The organism is Buttiauxella izardii (assembly GCF_003601925.1).
Taxonomy (GTDB): domain Bacteria; phylum Pseudomonadota; class Gammaproteobacteria; order Enterobacterales; family Enterobacteriaceae; genus Buttiauxella; species Buttiauxella izardii.
Genome location: NZ_QZWH01000001.1, coordinates 78,234 through 94,875, shown reverse-complemented (window position 1 = coordinate 94,875; position 16,642 = coordinate 78,234). Strand labels below are relative to the sequence as shown.

Genomic DNA, 16,642 nt, shown 5'->3' with positions numbered 1-16,642 from the left:
CTGTCGCATAACCAAATCGTAGGTCGTACAGCAGCGTCATCCGACAATATTTGCCTGATTTTCACAGTCTAACTGGCGGCCTGATACACCGCAATTATCTCAGCGGCGATTGCCACGGCGATTTCCGCCGGGAGTTTGCCCTTCACATCCGGCAAACCCACCGGGCAACGCAAGGTGCTGAGTTGCTGTTCCGTAATCCCTTTTCCCGCCAGCCGATATTCAAAACGCTGGCGTTTCGTGTGTGAACCAATCAGCCCCAAATAACGGTAATCGCCGCGTTTCAGTATCGCTTCGGTCAGTTCCAAATCGCGCGGGTGATGATGGGTCATCACGATAAAATAGCTCTCAGCGGGAGCGGATTTCACCGCGTCCAGCGGGTCTTCGGCCTGCCAGGTTTTTACGCCTTGCGGGGCGCTGGAGAATTGATCCGGGCGCTCATCCACCCAGGTTATGTGACAGGGTAACGTCGCCAATAACGCCACCAGCGCTTGCCCGACGTGGCCTGCGCCAAACACCATGATTTGCGGCTGCGGCTGAATCAGCGGCTCAAACAGAACGGTCGTCATGCCGCCACAGCACTGCCCAAGCCGTGCGCCGAGATTAAAATGCTCGGTATGCGGCGTCGGAGTCTGTTTATCCAGCATTTCACGCGCCAGGGCGATGCACTGATATTCAAGATGCCCGCCGCCGATGGTGAGAAAAGACTGCTCTCGGCCAACAATCATTTTGGTGCCGCAGTTGCGCGGCACCGAACCTTTATCAGCCAGCAACGTCAGCAACACGCAAGGTTCACGGCGCTCACGCAACTGCATCAGAATGCTAATCCATTCATCGTTCATGGTGCCTCCTGACAACCCCAGAACACGCGTTCCGGCGTGGCGGGCGCATCGAGCAATGGATGTTTGCGGTAATCCGCAACGCTGGCGACTGCATCCTGCAACGCGCACCACACGGAGATCCCCAACATAAATGGCGGTTCGCCCACGGCTTTGGAACGGTAAACGGTGTGCTGCGGATTGGCGTGATTTTCCAGAAGGTTCACCCGCAGATCGCAGGGCATATCGCTGATCGCCGGGATTTTGTAACTCATCGGGCTGTCGGTAAGCAGCCGCCCTTTTTCATCCCACACCAGTTCCTCGCAGGTTAGCCAGCCTGCGCCCTGCACAAAGCCGCCTTCGATTTGCCCGATATCCAGCGCCGGGTTCAGCGAGTTGCCCACGTCATGCAGAATGTCGGTGCGCAATAAACGGTATTCGCCCGTGAGCGTGTCGATAATCACTTCTGAACACGCCGCACCGTAAGAGAAGTAATAGAACGGCTGCCCGCGCCCGGCGGTTCGGTCGTAATGAATGCCCGGCACTTTGTAGAAACCGGTAGCCGAAAGCGGCACCTGATTAAGCCAGGCCAGATTAGCGATTTCATTAAAGGTGAAATGCCTGCCAGGAACTTTCACCACACCGTTGCGAAATTCCACCTGTTCGGCTGCGCAATGATGCAAACGGCATAACATTTCTACCAGCCGTTCCTTAATGGTTTGCGCCGCGATTTCCGCCGCTTTGCCGTTAAGATCGGCACCGGATGACGCCGCCGTCGGCGAGGTGTTCGGCACTTTTCCGGTATTGGTGGCCGTGACCTGAATCTGCTCCAGCGGGATTTGCAGCACTTCGGCCACCACCTGCGCGACTTTGGTATTCAGCCCCTGGCCCATTTCCGTGCCGCCGTGGTTGAGCTGCACCGTGCCATCGGTGTAAATCAGCAGCAACGCCCCGGCCTGGTTGAGGAAACTGGAGGTAAACGAGATGCCAAATTTCACTGGTGTCAGCGCTAGCCCGCGTTTGAGCACCGGGCTATGGCGGTTAAATTTGCGGATTTCTGCACGCCGTTTATCGTAATCCGCGCTCGCCTCAAGCTGACGGGTGATTTCCGGCATGATGTTATGTTCAACGGTTTGGTGGTAGTGCGTGACATTGCGTTCGGTGTCGCCATAGTAATTGCGCTTACGCACCTCCAGCGGATCAAGGCCAAGTTCGCGGGCAATATGATCCATGATCTGTTCGATGGCGACCATGCCCTGCGGCCCGCCAAATCCGCGATAAGCGGTGTTCGACGCCAGATTGGTGCGGCAGCGGTAACCTGTTATTCGTGCGTCACCGAGGTAATAAGCGTTATCGGCATGAAACATCGCGCGATCGCAGATAGATCCCGAGAGATCCAGTGAATAACCGCAGTTGGCCGCCAGATCGATAACCACGCCGTTAAGCATACCGTCGTCGGTAAAACCCACGTCATAACGCACAAAAAACGGGTGGCGTTTGCCGGTAATACGTATATCGTCCCGGCGCGAGAGGCGCATTTTAGCAGGCCGTCCGGTTAACGCGGCGACCAGTGCGGCGTGGCAGGCAATCCCCGCCGCCTGAGTTTCTTTGCCGCCAAAACCCCCGCCCATACGGCGCATATCAACAGTCACTTTATTCATGGTGACGCCAAGCACCGAGGCCACCAGCTTTTGCACTTCTGTCGGGTGCTGCGTGGACGACCAGACCGTCACGCTGCCGTCTTCCCCTGGCTGCACTACCGCAATTTGCCCTTCGAGATAAAAGTGCTCCTGGCCGCCGATGTGGAATTGCCCCTGAATGCGGTGCGCGGCTTTATCCAGTGCAGAATCGGCATCGCCACGCTGATGAACATGCGGTTCCTGAACATACAGTTCGCGGCATAACGCTTCTTCAACATCCAAAACTGGCGCTAACACTTCATACTCAATAACCGCTTTGAGAGACGCGGCACGAGCGGCTTCAGGGGAATCGGCGGCAACGGTCAAAATCACCTGGCCGTGGTATTCAACCAAATCGCGGGCAAATAACGGATCGCCGGGTGCCAGCGGGCCAATGTCCAGCTCGCCCGGCACATCCTGCCAGCTAAATACCCGCACCACGCCGGGAACGGCGTAACAGGCGCGGGTGTCGATATTTAAAATTTTCGCATGGGCGTGTTGGCTAAGAACCGGGCAAAGGTACAACATACCCGGCAATGTGAGTTTGTCGTCGATGTATTCCGCTTTGCCGCTGACGTGTTTATCGGCGCTTTCATGTTTACGGCTTTTGCCCGCGCCGCCGTTCATTTCGCGAGAAAACTGTTCGATTAATGCCTGTTCGGACAGGCGCGCCGGGTTAGTTGACATAAGCCTGCACCTCCAGCGCTGTGTTTTTGTCGGAGTGTTGTAGCACCAGGCGTTTCAGGAGATTTTGCGCGACTTTCAGGCGGTAGCGCCCGGAACCACGGAAATCACTTAGCGGCTGGAAATCCTGCTCGAGCGCTTCGCTGGCAAGGGCGAGTGTTTGCTCATTTAACGGCTGGCCGATAAACGCCTGTTCTGCACGTTTCGCTCGCGCCGGAATCGCTGCCATTCCACCAAAAGCCAGTCGCGCCGTTGCCACAACACCGTCTTTTAACTGGAGATTGAACGCGCCAGACACCGTTGAGATATCGTCGTCCATCCGTTTCGAGATTTTCCACGCGCTGAACGTTGGCGAAATATCTTCGCGTTCAATTAATACTGCGCTGATAAATTCGCCCGCTTTGAGTGCCGTTTTGCGGTAGCTGAGAAAGAATTCATCCAGCGAAAGAATGCGAATCTCGTCGCCGCAGCGCAGTTCAAGCGTCGCGCCCAGCGCCAGCAGCATCGGTGCGCCATCACCGATGGGCGATGCATTTGCCAGGTTTCCGGCCAGCGTTCCGTGGTTGCGAATTTGTGGTGAAGCGAAGCGATCCAGAACCTGCGCAAATGCTGGGATTAACGGCTGCAAAACGTTCTGGCAGGTTTGTAACGTCGCCATCGCACCGATGCGGATCTGGTTTTCAGTGACGGTAATTTTCTTCAGTTCATCCACCTGATTCAGCGCAATCATCAGCGGCAGAGTCTGGTATTGCTGAGTTATCGTCAGCGCCAGATCGGTGCCGCCCGCCAGCAAACGCGCCTGCGGGTTTTGCAGATAAAGCTCAGCCAGTTGCGCCACGCTTTTCGGCAGCAGGCAGCGGTTGGATTTCAGCAGTTCTGCCACGTCTGGATGCTTTAACGATTTTAAACGCTCCACGGTTTGTGGCTCGGTTTGGGTGAATTGATCCGGCGTTGAAACACAGCTTTGCTGCATGGCGTCGATAATCGGGCGATAACCCGTGCAACGGCATAGATTCCCGGCAAGATGCTTTTCAATATCGTGGCGCTGCGCGGCGCTATTCGCTTTTTGCAGCGCAAAACCGGACATCACAAAACCTGGCGTGCAGAAACCGCATTGCGAAGCGTGGCAATCGGCCATTGCCTGTTGCACCGGATGCAGTTTGTCGCCCTGGGCTAAATCCTCCACCGTCAGCAACTGTTTGCCATCAAGCTGGCTGATGAGCGTGATGCAGCCGTTGGCGGTGTCATATTGCATTTTCTCGCCGTCAACTCGCCCGAGCACCACGGTACACGCGCCGCAGTCGCCAGACGCGCACCCTTCTTTGCTGCCACAATGATGTTCGCTCCCGCGCAACCAGTTCAGCACCGTGGTATTCGGGTCAACATCGTCTAGCGTTTTCAAAGTATGGTTGAGTAAGAATTGAATCATGCCGCGACCTCCAGCGTGTCTCGCATCCACACGCATTTGCCGTTGACCCAGGTGTGCCAGATATTGCGGTCGTCGCCGAGCGTCATCAGCATGAACAGTTTTTCATAGATGTCGCGGCTGTTGGCGTGGCGCATTTTCTGAAGTGGCGAAACGGCTAAGTCCAGCACCACAAAATCCGCCTCTTTGCCCGGTAAGAAATTGCCAATTTTATCGTCGAGATCTAACGCGTGAGCGCCGCCGAGCGTGGCGTGATAAAACGCTTCACTAGCGCACAGGCGGTAGCCTTGCAGTTGCGCGACTTTGTACGCCTCCGCCAGCGTTTGCAGCATATTAAACGTGGTGCCCGCGCCCACGTCGGTGCCGATGCCCATGCGAATGCCCCGTTCGTGGCACTGTTTTAAGTTGAACAAACCGCTGCCGAGAAACAGGTTGGAGGTCGGGCAAAAAGCGATGGTGGAATCGGTGCGGTGCAGGCAATCCCATTCGCACTCTTGCAGATGAATGGCGTGGGCAAATACGCTGCGTTTCCCGGTGAGTTTGTACTGGTGATAAACGCCCAGATAGCTTTCGGACTCCGGCCACAAGTCTTTCACCCATTCCACTTCCGCGCTGTTTTCACTCAGATGCGTGTGCAGCCAGGTATCGGGAAATTCCTCGCGCAGCGTCTGCACAGCGGCGAGCAGTTCAGGTGACGATGTCGGTGCAAAACGTGGCGTTAGCGCGTAGTTCAGTCGGCCTTTTTTGTGCCAGCGTTGAATCAGCTCGCGCGTTTGCTGGTAACTTTGCTCCGGCGTTTCGGTGAGATAATCCGGCGCATTGCGATCCATCATTACTTTCCCGGCAATCAGGCGCATCGACAAATGTTCCGCCGCGCTAAATAGCGCATCCACCGACTGTGGATGCACGGTGCCAAACACCAGCGCCGTGGTGGTGCCGTTGCTTAATAATTGGCTAAGGAAAAATGCCGACATTTTTGCCGCGTGCGAGCTGTCCTGATACTGGCTTTCCACCGGGAACGTGTAGGTCTGGAGCCACTCGAGAAGCTGCTCGCCATACGCGCCGATCATTTCAGTTTGCGGATAATGCAGATGGGTATCGACGAAGCCTGGAATGATCAGTTTGCCGCGATAATCGACGTAATCATTTTCCTCACGCAGATAAATGCGCCCTTCTTCCCACGGCAATAATGCGACGATGATTCCATCGCTCAGAAATAACAATGCGTCTTCGTGATGGCGGGCGTTCGCCAGTAATTCATCCGGGCGGGTTCCGGTTTGGGTGATGTCGAAAAACTGACCGCGCAATGCCTGCGTGTAATTAACTGTCATCGCCGTACCTGTAATTGGTTTGTGAAGAATGAGTTAACTATTGCAATGTTGATGCCAGATTGCCGTTTGGCTTTAATCAGTTTGATAACAGTAGCTTAGATTACATTTTTGGTTGTTGCGCAACATTTGCGCAACTTTCAGGCATGCAAACGGTTGCTTATCATTGCAATCGGTTGCCTTTCTCATTTAAAACGAGGGATCGCGAGAATGGCGAGAAAATCTGCGCGATGCTGGTGCAGTGTGAAACCCTTGCTGCACCAGCACTGCGCAAGGGCTGCAGGGCTTAACTTCAATTATCGAAAATAGCGTTCGCGTGCTAAGGTATTACGACACAAAAAGCGTTGAGGAACAGTGAGATGATTATTTTAGTGACCGGCGCTACTGCCGGATTTGGTGAGAGCATTACTCGTCGTTTCGTCCAGCAAGGCCACAAAGTGATTGCCACTGGCCGCCGCCTGGAGCGCCTGCAAGAGCTGAAAGACGAACTGGGCGACAGCATTATTACGCTGCAACTTGATGTGCGTAACCGCGCGGCGATTGAACAAGCGATGGAACAATTGCCTGCCGAGTGGCGCAACATTGACATCCTTGTGAACAACGCCGGTCTGGCGTTGGGCATGGAACCGGCTCATAAAGCTGACGCTGATGACTGGGAAACGATGATTGATACCAACAACAAAGGCCTGGTTTATATGACTCGCGCCGTGTTGCCAGGCATGGTTGAGCGTAACCGTGGCCACATTATCAATATCGGTTCTACTGCGGGAAGCTGGCCGTATGCGGGCGGTAACGTTTATGGCGCAACCAAAGCGTTTGTGCGCCAGTTCAGCCTGAACCTACGTGCCGACCTGCACAAAACGGCTATTCGTGTGACGGATATTGAACCGGGTCTGGTTGGTGGAACCGAGTTCTCAAATGTGCGTTTCAAAGGCGACGACGGCAAAGTAGAGAAAACCTACGAAAATGCCAATGCGCTGACGCCTGAAGATGTGACGGAAGCCGTGTGGTGGGTGGCGACATTACCGAAACATGTCAACATCAACACCCTTGAAATGATGCCTGTTAGCCAGTCATTTGCGGGGCTTAGCGTTCACCGCGAAGGTTAATCGCCTTGCCCATATCTGGAGGTTTTCAGGTATGGGCGACCACGCAAATAAATGTTAAATTTGCTTGGTTCTTCAACGATAAGAAAAAAAATCATGTTACCGTCAATTTTGCTCAACCCCACTCAACCTGTGAACCAACAAATCTACCGTATTTTACGCCGGGATATTGTTCGTTGCCTGATTCCGCCAGGTACGCCGCTTTCCGAAAAAGAAGTGTCGATTCGCTTTGAAGTCTCTCGCCAACCGGTGCGTGAAGCCTTTATTAAACTGGCAGAAACGGGGCTGGTGCAGATTCGCCCGCAGCGCGGCACTTACGTGAATAAGATTTCTGTCAGCCAGGTGAAGAACGGGTGTTTTGTGCGTGAAGCCATTGAACGCGCGGTCGTCAAGCGTGCGGCGAGTATGGCGACGGATGAACATTTGTATATGCTCGAACAGTTGCTTAATCAGCAACGCACGGCGATTGACCGCAATCAAATGGATGATTTTTTCCAGCTTGATGACGAATTTCATGAGCAGTTAGCGCTGGTTGCGGATTGCCGCCTGGCGTGGGAAACGGTCGAGAATATTAAAGCCACCATGGACCGCGTGCGTTATATGAGCCTTGACCATATTTCGCCGCCAGAAATGTTGCTCGCACAACATTACGATATCTTTGAAGCGCTTAAACAGCATGATGAAAATGGTGTCGATCAAGCGATGCATCGCCATCTGCATGAGATCAGTCAGTCAATATTGTTGATTCGTAAAGAGAAGCGCGACTGGTTTACTGAAGAGTAAATCTTGAAAGGCAAGGTTTGGCGTAGGTCGGATAAGCGCAGCGCCATCCGGCAAAAAGGGGGACGTCGCTTTCGCTAATCCCCCTTAGCAGCAAAAATTTAGAACTTCGCTACCGTCGCTTTCGCGCCGTTTTCACGTAAAGCCAGGTAAGATTCAATCACCTGATTGACGAATTTCGCGTTAGCAGGCAGGTCTTCACCGAAGATAGTTTTCAGCCCCAGCAGAGCTTTAACACGGGATTCCCCTTCTTTGCTCGCCGCAACCGCTTGTTGGATTGCAGGCAGCAACGGATCACAAACTTCGATAGCCGTACCTTGTTCGTCCACGCCACCGACATAACGCATCCAACCTGCCACGCCCAGTGCCAGAAGATCAAACTTCGTGCCGTTTGCCAGGTGGCAACGGATGGAGTCTAACCAACGCTGTGGCAATTTCTGGCTGCCATCCATCGCGATTTGCCAGGTACGGTGACGCAGTGCCGGGTTGGTGTAACGCGCAATCAGTGAATCAGCATATTTTGCCAGGTCAACGCCCTGCACTTTCAGGGTTGGCGCTTGTTCCTGCAACATCAATGCATGGGCAGTGCGACGGTAGTTTTCGTCCTGCATACATTCGGAAATGTGCTGATAACCCGCCAGATACCCCAAATACGCCAGGAATGAGTGGCTGCCGTTCAGCATACGCAGTTTCATTTCTTCGTATGGCAGTACGTCTTTCACCAGCTCCGCACCGGCTTTTTCCCACTCCGGGCGACCCGCAACGAAGTTATCTTCGATAACCCACTGACGGAATGGCTCACACGCAATGGCGACAGGGTCAACAACGCCGGTTGCCTGTGCCACTTGCTCGAGGGTTTCTGCGGTAGCAGCCGGAACAATACGGTCAACCATGGTGGATGGGAAAGTCACATTCGCTTTAATCCACTGTGCCAGTTCCGGGTTAATCGCCTGCGCGTAAGCAGTAATCACGTTACGGGTGACGTGGCCGTTTTCCGGCATGTTGTCGCAAGACATCACGCTGAATGCTGGCAGACCAGCCGCTTTACGACGCGCCAGTGCTTCAACAATCACGCCGGGTGCAGATTTTGGCTGCTGCGGGTTGGCGAGGTCGTGCGCAATTAATGGGTGATCCAGCAGAATGGTGCCGGTTGCCGGAGTATGGCAGTAGCCTTTTTCCGTCACGGTTAAGGAAACAATCGCCACTTCCGGCTGCGTCATGGCGGTGAACACCGCTTCCAGGCCATCAACCTGCGCGTGGATGGCGTTTTTCACCACACCCACAACGCGGCAATGCCATGCGTCAGCAGACATTTCTGCCACGCTATAAAGGTTGTCTTGCTGTTTTAAATCAGCAATTTGCTGCTCGCCGCCAATCAGGTTGACTTCACAGTAACCCCAGTCGCTGCCGTGTTCGTTTGCCAGGATGTCAGCGTAAACTGCCTGATGAGCGCGATGGAAAGCGCCAAAACCGAGATGAACGATGCGTGAAACCAGTTTGCTACGGTCGTATTGAGGGACAATAGCTTTTGCAGATAAGAGCTTGTTTTCCATTTTGAAACTCGCTGTTTAGTAGCTGTGTAGTTAATCGCTATGTAGTAACTTGCGGACAAGCACAGACTACCTGCTATGGTAGTCTGCATATTGATTTGCATTAAACTTTTGTGCATTTGGTATGACACGAAAACGAAGGTGTATAACAACTCACATTTTCGTCTTTCAATGCTTAGTGAGAACTTGCTACCAGCGGAGTTTGTGTTTTCGGCTGTTTGATGACGAAGAACACCAGTATCGCGCCGAGTGCCGCCACGCCACCCGCCAGCATAAAGGCGCTGTCGAATTTGCCGGTGTGCTGCACGATGTAACCGGTGACGACAGGCCCGATGATGCCTGAAACGCTGCCGATTAAGTGAATGAAACCACTGACGCTGCCGATGCGGGTTTTGGTGACCACGTCCTGAATAATCGCCCAGTAAATTGCGCCAGTGACATAAAGGAAGAAGATAGAAACCGACATTAATATCACCGCCGGAACCACCTGGCTGACCGTCCCTGCCAGGGCGACACAAATGGCGGCGGCTAATAAGCAAACCACTAATACTATTTTACGCGATAATAATAATTTCCCGGTCATGCGTAATATCGTATCCGAAATAACACCGCTTAATGCCAGCCCAACAAAACCAACAATCCACGGAATAACGGTGGTAATGCTCATTTCTTTAATATTCAGACCGTGTGCCTGAACTAAATATGAAGGGAACCAGCTGAGGAAGAAGAATAAAATATAGTTGTAACAGAAGAAGGCGAAAGCCGTGACCAGAATAATAGGCTTTTTAAGATAAAATCCCAGCGTATGCCCGGAAACATCACCATCCAGTTCCTGAGTATCGCCGCCGTTTTGCGCTTTCATAAGTGCAATAAGCTCACGCTCCTGGGCGCTCACGCGGCTGCTTTTTTCCGGGTTATCCGCAACGATAAAGAACCAGATCAGCATCCAGACAATACCGATGCCGCAGATAATCATAAACGCCGGACGCCAGCCAAATGACAAAGCCAGATATCCAACAATCGGGCCAGCAACGGCACCACCCAAAGGCGAACCGGCACTTAAAAAGCCCACGGCTGTTGCGGCCTGTTTTCGCGGGAACCAGCCATTTATCATCTTGTTGGCCGAGGAACAAATTGGCCCTTCTGCCATACCAAACAGCACGCGCAGTACCAGCATTGACCAGAATCCGGTGGCAAGCGCGGTCATGCCGCAGAAGATTGACCACATGCCAACGGCGCACCCCAGAACAATCATCGGGCCGAATTTATCAACCGCCAGTCCGCCAATAAAGTTAAACAACGCGTAACCAAAAAAGAAACTGCCGAAAATCATCCCGAACTCTTCGGGGTTAATTGTCAGGTCTTTTTCTATCATGGGAAGCGTAATAGATAATGCCACTCTATCGAGGTAATTGATCATGTAGACCATAAATAACAGGAACACGATCACCCAACGTAAATTCTTAACCATAAAAACTCCGTTCTTTATAATAGGTATAAATGTAGGGTACGCAGAACAGTCAAATAAGCGTGTGTGACGACCAATTAAAACTTCAGCAATACTTTGCAGCACTGCTTCTGATCTTTCTCAAATAACTCCATCGCTTCCAGCACCTGCAAATAAGGGAATTGATGCGTGATTAATTTTTCCGGTTGAATTTTCCGCTCGCTCATCCAGCTGATCACTAGCGGGAAACGGTTGCTGTTTAACCGGGAGCTGTAAATAGTGAGTTCTTTACTGGTGATGGCCTGCTGGCTTAACACACAAGGGTCTGAGGAAAAGCCCATAATCCCGATACGTGCGGCCGGTGACGCGAGGCTGATGGCCTCCGGTAAAATCGACGGATGACAGGCGGCATCAATAATCAGCGTCGGGCGAATGCCGAGCGCTTCCAGTTCGGTTTTTAAGTCAATGCTGGCGTTATTGATAACGCGATCGGCCCCGTTGGCTTTCGCCATGGCAAGGCGTTCATCAATGCGGTCGGCCACAATAATTTCTTTTACGCCGTAGACACCGCGCAGCGCCTGAATTGAAGTTAGCCCCATCGGCCCGGCGCCATAAAGCAGTACCGTGTCGAGCGGGCCTGGATTCATTTGGGAGCAAATATTGGCCGCAATGGTAAACGGCTCAACCATCGTCGCTTCGTTATCGGGAATGGCGTCCGGCACGACGTGGGCGTTTTTCGCAGGCAGCGTGATGTATTCACTAAACCCGCCATCACGATGCACACCGATAACCTGGAGTTCCGCACATACGTTTGGCCGCCCCACCGCGCAAGGATAACAATGGCCGCAACTGACCACCGGATCCCCAACGACGCGTTCGCCAAGGCGCGAACTTTCAACACCTTCACCCACCGCATCGATATGCCCAAAAAATTCATGACCAATCACACGGGGATATTTCACAAAGGGATTGTGTCCACGGTAAATGTGCACGTCGGAGCCACAAATCCCGGCATTCGTGACACGAATCCTGACTTCGCCAGCCAACGGTTGCGGTATGACTCGCTCTTCAATCACCAGGTTTCCTGGCTGCTGTATGGTGATGCTTTTCATGATTTTTTCTCCCGTTACCAGTTCCACAAGGTGCCATCTTCGAGGCGCGCGACCGGCAAATATGCTGGTTCGTACGGATACTTCGCGGCGAGCTTTTCATCAAACTCGATACCGATACCTGGCTTATCGCCGGGATGCATAAAGCCGTTATCAAACGTCCAGTTATGCGGGAACACTTCGAGCATTTGTTCGGAATAGCCCATGTATTCCTGCACGCCAAAATTCGGCACCCACAGGTCAAAGTGCAGCGCGGCTGCCATACAAACAGGGGAAAGATCTGACGGGCCGTGAGATCCGGTACGCACCTGGTAAAGCGAGGCGAAATCAGCGATGCGGCGCATGCCCGTGATACCGCCCGCGTGAGTAATCGTGGTGCGGATGTAATCGATAAGCTGCTCTTCGATGAGCTGTTTGCAATCCCAGATGCTGTTAAATACTTCGCCAACGGCGATTGGCGTGACGGTGTGCTGGCGAATCAGGCGGAAGCATTCCTGGTTTTCAGCAGGCGTCGGATCTTCCATCCAGAACAGGCGGTAATCTTCGATGCTTTTGCCAAAGCGCGCGGCTTCGATGGGCGTCAGGCGGTGGTGCATGTCGTGCAACAAATGTTCGTTGAAGCCAAACTTATTGCGCACCGCCTCGAATAACTTAGGGGTGAAATCGAGATATTTTTCCGTCGACCATAATTGCTCTTCTGGCCAGTCACCTTTGGTGGCTGGTTCGTACGCCAGACCTTTCCCTTTCGCCATGCCATACGTGGTTTTCATGCCCGGCACGCCGCACTGCACGCGAATCGCTTTAAAGCCCTGCTCTTTATGACGAGCATAATCTTCGAGCACATCGTCAATGGAATGCCCGGTGGTGTGACAATAAACCATCACGCCTTCACGCGATGCGCCGCCGAGTAATTGGTATAAAGGCATGTTGGCCGCTTTGGCTTTAATGTCCCACAGCGCCACGTCGACGGCAGAAATCGCCGACATCGTCACCGGCCCGCGTCGCCAGTAAGCGCCTTTGTAGAAGAACTGCCAGATATCTTCGATGCGGTGAGCATCACGGCCAATCAACTGCGGGCAAACGTGATCTTTCAGATACGATGCCACCGACAGTTCGCGACCATTTAACGTGGCATCGCCCAGCCCGGTAATGCCGTCGTCGGTAGTAATTTTCAGCGTGACAAAGTTACGCCCAGGACAAGTGACAAACACTTCTGCTTTTACAATCTTCATGCGGATTTCCTTACAGCTCAGTAGACCGATGTTCTTAATGAGCGAGAAATTAACCGCATCACAACTACCATACAAGTATGTTTAAGCTAATTTGACGAGTTGAGTCACAAATATTTTGTGATTCTTGCTGTGGGTTACATCAGAAATGCGAAGTGTTTTGTGCAGGAACAATGAAGAAATATCCGTATAAACAACTCGTTTTGCCCACGTTCAGCGCCGTTGCAAAAAATAACAAGGTTGTTTTGATCATATTGAACGTTGTCTGGGATAATGGGGTCAAAAGTGCACCATCAGGTACGCATCGCGCACCGTGGTATATTTAAAAGTGAGCTACACCCATAAAGGAAAATTCAATGAACACAATCCTTCGCAAACGTCTGTCTGTGGCAATGCCACTGGCATTGTTGCTGAGTGCATTTGCGTTTGTTCAACCCGCTCAGGCTCAGACTAATAAGCTGATTATTGAGTCGGGCGACAATGCGCAAACTCGCCAGGATGCGGCGATGGACAAAGAGCAATGGAATGACACTCGCTCTCTGCGCCAGAAAGTGAACAAACGTGCTGAAAAAGAGTGGGACAAAACTGACACCGCTTTTGATGCTCAGGACAATTGCCAGAAAAGCGCCAACGTCAACGCCTATTGGGAACCGAATACCCTGCGTTGCCTTGACCGCCGTACAGGCCGTACTGTTGCTCCATAACTGCGCGTCGTTAATCAATAAGGCTTCTTAAGAGAAGCCTTATGCATTTTGAAAGGAATTCAAATGAGCCAGGAACTTCCCATTAAGCTTCGCCCTCTTGAGCGTGAAGATCTGCGTTTTGTTCACCAACTCGATAATAACGCCAGCGTGATGCGCTATTGGTTCGAAGAGCCTTACGAGGCCTTTGTCGAGCTGTCCGATCTTTATGACAAGCATATTCATGACCAAAGCGAGCGCCGCTTTGTTATTGAATGCAATGGTGAAAAGGCAGGTCTGGTTGAACTGGTAGAAATTAACCATGTTCACCGCCGTGCTGAATTCCAGATAATCATTTCGCCAGATTATCAGGGCAAAGGTCTGGCCTCGCGCGCTGCTAAGCTTGCGATGGATTACGGCTTTATGGTGCTCAATCTGTATAAGCTGTATTTGATTGTTGATAAAGAGAATGAAAAAGCCGTGCACATCTATAAGAAGCTGGGCTTTATGGTGGAAGGTGAGTTAATCCACGAGTTCTTTATTAATGGTGAATATCGCAACACGATTCGGATGTGTATTTTCCAGCATCAATATCTGGCAGAACACAAAACTGCGGGGAATATTTTAAAACCGACGGCGCAGTAACCGAAACCCTATCACTCTTAAACTGCCGTAGTGATAGGGTCTGGTGGACGTTACGCCAGGTTTAGCGTGGCGCGGTGTTTTGCGGATTCCATGCCCAGCTCAATCATTTCCATCACCTGAATCGCCTGCGCCGCCGGAACCGGGTTTTCCCCGTGGCCTGTCAGTGCATCACGAATCGCCGCGTAATACGCCGGATAATTCCCCGGCACCGTCAGCAAGGTTTGTTCCGCCATCACGTCGCCCTGCGCCAGCGTTAACACGCCATCGCGCATATCGTAACCCCAGTCTTCCTGCGGCAAACGCTCGCCTGATTTCAGGCGGTCTTCCTGCGGATCGAGGCCATATTTGATGTAGCTACCACGCGCACCGTGCACGATGTAACGTGCCGTTTCAGCCGCAGCCAGCAACGTGCCATGTAACACAACACGACGTTGTGGATACGCCAGCACCGCATGGAAGTAATCCGTGGCCTGCGCGCCTGGACGCAACTGGCCTAAATCCACCGTCAGGCTGACGGGCAGACCGAAGAGATTCAACGCCTGGTCAATAAGATGCGGGCCTAAGTCGTACCAGATCCCACTCCCGACGCCCGCCTGCTCGCGCCAGCGGTTACGTACCTGCGGGCGATAACGGTCAAAATGCGATTCAAAATAAGCCACTTCGCCCAGCGTACCGTCTGCCAGCAGCGCTTTCAGAGTTAAGAAGTCACTGTCCCAGCGGCGGTTGTGGAACACCGAAAGCAACAGGCCGCAGCTTTTCGCCAACGCGTCCAGCTCACGCGCTTGTGACAACGTCACGGTAAACGGCTTGTCGACAACGACATGTTTACCGGCTTCCAGCGCCGCTTTTGCCAGCGGGAAGTGGGTGTCGTTTGGCGTTGGAATGACAATTAAGTCGATATTAGGATCGTTGAACAGATGATGAGGATCAGAGACTACCGGCATGTTTGGCCAGTCAGCATGAACTTTCGTGGCATCACTGCTGGAAACACCGGCCAGAACCATGCCAGGCGTGCCCACAATTAAGGGTGCATGAAAAGTCTTACTGGCGTAACCATAGCCGATTAGTCCGACACGAATGTTATCACTCATTTGTTTTCCTCATAATTTTGGACGGCCTATTTTGACACCATCCCGGCAATTGTAACAACAGGTAATTATATTGTTGCGATTGAGTTGCACACTTCCCCATCACCAGTAAATTCGGCATTCCCGGGATACTCAAGCCGCCTCAATGTGTTAATGAAAACTCCTAAAAAGTCAATATCACGCTATTTCTTGCACTGTCTGCGTTCATTTCCGTTTATTATTCATGCAAATTAGATGCACAGCGTACCCCCATTTATCTCTCTTTGCATGGATGACTGCCTCTCATGACCGCTCTCGATTATTTAATGAAATTTCGCAAAATTAGTTCCTCCGAAAGTCTGGAAAAACTGTTCGACCATCTTAATTACACCCTGACTGATGATAATGAATTAATGAATATGTATCGTGCCGCCGATCACCGTCGGGCGGAATTAGTTTCTGGTGGCCGTCTTTTTGATTTGGGGCGCGTGCCAAAATCCGTCTGGCGTTATGTCGTCTAGCGCAGCTTGCGGTAGCAAAGCGTTAAAAAAACCTTATAATCCTCCCGCCTTATGAATCTCATAAGGAAAGTCTCATTCTTTTTCGGGAGGTAACATGACGACAACGCAAGTTTCTGCTCCAGCACCCCGCATTGCAGGCTGGCTTCTTGCCCCTCTCGCCTGGCTTCTGATGACCTTACTCAGCAGCAGTATTGCGGTCGCCATTTATCTTATGATGCTCATCTCGCCAGAAAGCCATCGACTTATGAGCGCGCAAGGCCCCAAAATGGTGATCTTTTGGTACACCTCGATTGCCTGTGCTATCGCGATGTGGGGTTATACCGTGTGGTTGACTATCGCTTTCTTCAAACGTCGTAAGAATGTGGTACGTCATTATATTCTTTGGTTATTGTTGTCGGTGTTGTTGGCGATTAAAGCCTTCGCGTTTTCCCCGGTGAGTGATGATCTGGCATTGCGCCAGTTAATGTTCCCACTGTTGGCTGCCGCTTTGCTGGTTCCGTACCTTAAGCGTTCGCAGCGCGTGAAGCAGACATTTATCAACCCGTAGTTTCGCCGTAATAACCTTATAAACGCCCA

Annotated in this window: 15 protein-coding genes; 6 read left to right on the top strand and 9 right to left on the bottom strand. The window is 52.2% G+C overall.

Annotated elements, in window-relative coordinates; translation table 11 throughout:
• Window positions 1–68 precede the first annotated feature (68 nt).
• From xdhC to guaD, 4 genes are read right to left on the bottom strand one after another with little or no spacing between them, the layout of a single operon-like run.
• Window positions 69–839 carry a xanthine dehydrogenase accessory protein XdhC gene (gene xdhC, locus D6029_RS00470; RefSeq protein ID WP_120062866.1) on the bottom strand — a complete coding sequence of 257 codons (771 nt, stop codon included), beginning with the start codon at window positions 837–839 and terminating at the stop codon, window positions 69–71.
• Window positions 836–3,181, bottom strand: coding sequence for a xanthine dehydrogenase molybdopterin binding subunit (xdhB, locus tag D6029_RS00465; RefSeq protein WP_120062865.1), 2,346 nt, complete (start codon window positions 3,179–3,181; stop codon window positions 836–838). Before xdhB ends, xdhC begins: the two co-directional genes overlap by 4 nt.
• A complete protein-coding gene (xdhA, locus tag D6029_RS00460) occupies window positions 3,171–4,607 on the bottom strand; it encodes a xanthine dehydrogenase small subunit (protein ID WP_120062864.1) in 1,437 nt (478 codons plus the stop codon). Before xdhA ends, xdhB begins: the two co-directional genes overlap by 11 nt.
• A complete protein-coding gene (guaD, locus tag D6029_RS00455) occupies window positions 4,604–5,935 on the bottom strand; it encodes a guanine deaminase (RefSeq protein WP_120062863.1) in 1,332 nt (443 codons plus the stop codon). The genes xdhA and guaD overlap by 4 nt, the downstream gene beginning before the upstream one ends.
• 356 nt (window positions 5,936–6,291) lie before the next feature.
• On the opposite strand from guaD, the gene ydfG reads away from it, so the two are divergent.
• Complete coding sequence (gene ydfG, locus D6029_RS00450; RefSeq protein ID WP_120062862.1) at window positions 6,292–7,041, top strand: bifunctional NADP-dependent 3-hydroxy acid dehydrogenase/3-hydroxypropionate dehydrogenase YdfG; 750 nt, start codon at window positions 6,292–6,294, stop codon at window positions 7,039–7,041.
• Window positions 7,042–7,134: 93 nt separating this feature from the next.
• Complete coding sequence (locus D6029_RS00445; RefSeq protein WP_120062861.1) at window positions 7,135–7,821, top strand: GntR family transcriptional regulator; 687 nt, start codon at window positions 7,135–7,137, stop codon at window positions 7,819–7,821.
• Window positions 7,822–7,919: 98 nt separating this feature from the next.
• Here the strand turns inward: D6029_RS00445 and D6029_RS00440 are convergent, their stop codons facing one another.
• The 4 genes from D6029_RS00440 to rspA form a co-directional block, all read right to left on the bottom strand.
• Window positions 7,920–9,371, bottom strand: a complete 1,452-nt coding sequence (locus D6029_RS00440; protein WP_120062860.1) for a mannitol dehydrogenase family protein — start codon at window positions 9,369–9,371, stop codon at window positions 7,920–7,922.
• A gap of 172 nt (window positions 9,372–9,543) precedes the next feature.
• Entirely contained in the window at window positions 9,544–10,839 is a 1,296-nt protein-coding gene (locus D6029_RS00435) for an MFS transporter (RefSeq protein ID WP_120062859.1), read from the bottom strand.
• A 74-nt stretch (window positions 10,840–10,913) separates the two neighbouring features.
• Entirely contained in the window at window positions 10,914–11,927 is a 1,014-nt protein-coding gene (locus tag D6029_RS00430; RefSeq protein WP_120062969.1) for a Zn-dependent oxidoreductase, read from the bottom strand.
• Between the two features lie 14 nt (window positions 11,928–11,941).
• On the bottom strand, window positions 11,942–13,156 hold the full coding sequence (gene rspA / locus D6029_RS00425) for a starvation-sensing protein RspA (RefSeq protein WP_120062858.1): 1,215 nt from the start codon (window positions 13,154–13,156) through the stop codon (window positions 11,942–11,944).
• Window positions 13,157–13,509: 353 nt separating this feature from the next.
• On the opposite strand from rspA, the gene D6029_RS00420 reads away from it, so the two are divergent.
• Both D6029_RS00420 and speG read left to right on the top strand, forming a co-directional pair.
• Window positions 13,510–13,857 (top strand): DUF1283 family protein, encoded by a 348-nt coding sequence (locus tag D6029_RS00420; protein WP_120062857.1) that lies wholly within the window; start codon window positions 13,510–13,512, stop codon window positions 13,855–13,857.
• 63 nt (window positions 13,858–13,920) lie between these two features.
• Window positions 13,921–14,478, top strand: a complete 558-nt coding sequence (gene speG, locus D6029_RS00415; RefSeq protein WP_120062856.1) for a spermidine N1-acetyltransferase — start codon at window positions 13,921–13,923, stop codon at window positions 14,476–14,478.
• A 50-nt stretch (window positions 14,479–14,528) separates the two neighbouring features.
• Here the strand turns inward: speG and D6029_RS00410 are convergent, their stop codons facing one another.
• A complete protein-coding gene (locus D6029_RS00410) occupies window positions 14,529–15,569 on the bottom strand; it encodes an oxidoreductase (RefSeq protein WP_120062855.1) in 1,041 nt (346 codons plus the stop codon).
• 281 nt (window positions 15,570–15,850) lie between these two features.
• On the opposite strand from D6029_RS00410, the gene ydgT reads away from it, so the two are divergent.
• Both ydgT and D6029_RS00400 read left to right on the top strand, forming a co-directional pair.
• The gene (gene ydgT, locus D6029_RS00405; RefSeq protein WP_120062854.1) at window positions 15,851–16,066 is read left to right on the top strand and encodes a transcription modulator YdgT; all 216 of its coding nucleotides are present in this window, start codon (window positions 15,851–15,853) and stop codon (window positions 16,064–16,066) included.
• A gap of 94 nt (window positions 16,067–16,160) precedes the next feature.
• Window positions 16,161–16,613: a DUF2569 domain-containing protein gene (locus D6029_RS00400; RefSeq protein WP_120062853.1), complete on the top strand. Its 453-nt coding sequence runs from the start codon at window positions 16,161–16,163 to the stop codon at window positions 16,611–16,613.
• Window positions 16,614–16,642 lie beyond the last annotated feature (29 nt).

Bases quoted from the DNA above. Each gene is read 5' to 3' on its own strand.
- rspA (WP_120062858.1), bottom strand. From the start codon at position 13,156: ATGAAGATTGTAAAAGCAGAAGTGTTTGTCACTTGTCCTGGGCGTAAC.
- guaD (WP_120062863.1), bottom strand. From the start codon at position 5,935: ATGACAGTTAATTACACGCAGGCATTGCGCGGTCAGTTTTTCGACATC.
- D6029_RS00410 (WP_120062855.1), bottom strand. From the start codon at position 15,569: ATGAGTGATAACATTCGTGTCGGACTAATCGGCTATGGTTACGCCAGT.
- D6029_RS00440 (WP_120062860.1), bottom strand. From the start codon at position 9,371: ATGGAAAACAAGCTCTTATCTGCAAAAGCTATTGTCCCTCAATACGAC.
- speG (WP_120062856.1), top strand. From the start codon at position 13,921: ATGAGCCAGGAACTTCCCATTAAGCTTCGCCCTCTTGAGCGTGAAGAT.
- D6029_RS00420 (WP_120062857.1), top strand. From the start codon at position 13,510: ATGAACACAATCCTTCGCAAACGTCTGTCTGTGGCAATGCCACTGGCA.
- xdhA (WP_120062864.1), bottom strand. From the start codon at position 4,607: ATGATTCAATTCTTACTCAACCATACTTTGAAAACGCTAGACGATGTT.
- ydgT (WP_120062854.1), top strand. From the start codon at position 15,851: ATGACCGCTCTCGATTATTTAATGAAATTTCGCAAAATTAGTTCCTCC.
- D6029_RS00435 (WP_120062859.1), bottom strand. From the start codon at position 10,839: ATGGTTAAGAATTTACGTTGGGTGATCGTGTTCCTGTTATTTATGGTC.
- xdhC (WP_120062866.1), bottom strand. From the start codon at position 839: ATGAACGATGAATGGATTAGCATTCTGATGCAGTTGCGTGAGCGCCGT.
- xdhB (WP_120062865.1), bottom strand. From the start codon at position 3,181: ATGTCAACTAACCCGGCGCGCCTGTCCGAACAGGCATTAATCGAACAG.
- D6029_RS00400 (WP_120062853.1), top strand. From the start codon at position 16,161: ATGACGACAACGCAAGTTTCTGCTCCAGCACCCCGCATTGCAGGCTGG.
- ydfG (WP_120062862.1), top strand. From the start codon at position 6,292: ATGATTATTTTAGTGACCGGCGCTACTGCCGGATTTGGTGAGAGCATT.
- D6029_RS00445 (WP_120062861.1), top strand. From the start codon at position 7,135: ATGTTACCGTCAATTTTGCTCAACCCCACTCAACCTGTGAACCAACAA.
- D6029_RS00430 (WP_120062969.1), bottom strand. From the start codon at position 11,927: ATGAAAAGCATCACCATACAGCAGCCAGGAAACCTGGTGATTGAAGAG.